The sequence below is a fragment of the Okeania sp. SIO1H4 genome (genome assembly GCF_010672695.1).
Taxonomy (GTDB): domain Bacteria; phylum Cyanobacteriota; class Cyanobacteriia; order Cyanobacteriales; family Microcoleaceae; genus Okeania; species Okeania hirsuta.
In genome coordinates this window covers 378,881-381,147 of the sequence record NZ_JAAHGB010000005.1, presented here as the reverse complement: position 1 = coordinate 381,147, position 2,267 = coordinate 378,881, and the positions used below count along the sequence as shown (strand labels likewise).

Here is a 2,267-nt window from a genome sequence, read left to right as displayed (position 1 = left end):
TCTGAATTCCTGGAGTCTCTGGGTTGAGGTCAATAGAAGTCAGGTCTATAGGAGTATCGTTATCAGCGATATTCAGAGTTACAGGAGTATCAATAGGAGTTGTGGCACTGTCATCCTCTAGGTCGCCAAAAACATCAATAGAAATATTGGCGGAGTTAGAAACTGCACCACTACTATCTTGGACTGTATAACTAATCGGAGTTGTCTGACCTGTAAAACCTTCTACTGGAGTAAAGGTGAGGTTTCCCTCATCGTCTATAGTGTATGTACCTTCTCCTGGTTGTGTGAAGGTAGTCTCTTGTTCTGGGGTACTGGGGTCTAAGTCTACGGTGCTTGTGTCTATTGTCGTCTCTGGGTCACTATCATCATCGGTAATGTTGAAGGTTACTGGTTGCCCTGCTACTGTGGTGTTGCTGTTGTCTGTTGCTACTGGTGGTAGGTTTACTACTTCTACTGTGATATTGGCATTGTTTGATGTATTGCTGTTGTTGTCGTCTACAGTATAGGGTATTGTGACAACTCCGATGAACCCTTCTACTGGTGTAAAGGTCAGGTTGCCGTTTTCATCTACTTCAAAAGTACCCTGGTCTGATAGTTCTAATAATGTTGTTTGGTTTCCTGGTGTTGTGGGGTCAATGTCGATGGTGCTGGGGTCTACTTCTCCTTCAAGGTCGATGTCGTTGTTGGTGATGTTGAATGTTACTGGTTGGTCAATAAAGGTGTTGGCAAAGTCATCGGTAGCTATGGGAGGACTGTCAATTACTTCTACGATGATATTAGCTGCGTTGGTGACGCGGCCTGCGGTATCTTTTACGGTGTAAGGAATTGTGACAACTCCAATAAACCCATCTGTGGGAGTAAAGGTGACAATTCCTTCTTGGTCTACTTCAAAGGTGCCTTGGTCTACTGTGAGTATTGTTTCTTCTAGTAGTTCTGTGGTGCTGGGGTCGAGGTCGATAGTTCCTGGTTCTATGTCTTCTCCTGCTTCGGCGATGTCGTTGTCTGTGATGTTGAAGCTGACTGGTGTGTTGATGACTGTGCTGGCATTGTCGTCGCTTGCTGCTGGCCGTATTTCTGTGACTGTGACTGCGATTTCGGCTGTATTTGAGAGTTCGCCATTGTTGTCGGCGACTGTGTAGGTGATGGGTGTTACTTCTCCGAGGAAGTCGGCAACTGGTGTGAATGTGATGTTGCCATTATCGTCTATTTCAAATGTGCCTTGAGCTTGTTGTGTGAAGGTGGTTTGTCTGCCTTCTGTGTTGGGGTCTAGGTCTACTGTGGTTAGGTCTAATGTGCCGTCACTGTCTGTGTCGTTTTCGCTGATGTTGAAGGTGACTGGTATATTTTCTCCGGTGTTGGCGTTGTCGTTGGTTGCTACTGGTGGTGTGTTGATGACGGCGATGGTGATGTTGGCGCTGTTTGAGAGTTCGCCGTCGTTGTCGTTGACTGTGTAGGGGATGGTTGCTTCTCCTACGAAGTCTGGTTCTTGTGTGAATGTGACGTTGCCATTATCGTCTATTTCAAATGTGCCTTGTTCGGGGATGACTCTGGTTTTTTGCTCTCCTGGTGTGTCGGGGTCTAGGTCTATGGTGCTGGGGTCGATGTTGCCGTCTATGTCGTTGTCGTTGTCTGTGATGTTGATGGTTACTGGCTGGTTTTTGAGTGTTGTGCCGTTGTCGTTGTTGGCTACTGGGGGTTGGTTGGAGATTATAGCGATGTCTGTGCTGCCGGCTACGGTTGCTGTGCCGTCGCTGACACTATATGTGAAGTCTCCTGGGTCGTCTATGCCGTTGTAGTCGGCGGGGGCGTCGTATTGTAATGTTGTGAGTTGGGCTGGTGTTAATACCTGGTTGTTGGTGACTGCTGTGCCGTCTGCTAGGGTGACTGTGCCTAGTGTGGGTAGTCCTGTGACTGTGATGGTGAGGGGGTCTCCGTCTAGGTCTGTGGGGGCTGCTAGACCTAACCCTGTGTCTGTGCTGCCTTCGTCTACTGTGATGGCGCTGCTGTTGGCTACTGGGGGATTGTTTATGGGGTTGTTAATCGCAATGTCTGTGCTTCCGGTTACTGTTTCTGTACCGTCGCTGACACTATATGTGAAGTCTCCTGGGTCGTCTATGCCGTTGTAGTCGGCGGGGGCGTCGTATTGTAATGTTGTGAGTTGGGCTGGTGTTAATACCTGGTTGTTGGTGACTGCTGTGCCGTCTGCTAGGGTGACTGTGCCTAGTGTGGGTAGTCCTGTGACTGTGATGGTGAGGGGGTCTCCGTCT

Annotated in this window: 1 protein-coding gene; it reads right to left on the bottom strand. The window is 48.7% G+C overall.

All coding sequences use genetic code 11. The features are described 5' to 3' along the window. The coding region (locus F6K06_RS04370; RefSeq protein ID WP_353734940.1) for an Ig-like domain-containing protein at nucleotides 1–2,267 on the bottom strand (2,267 nt) is incomplete at both ends.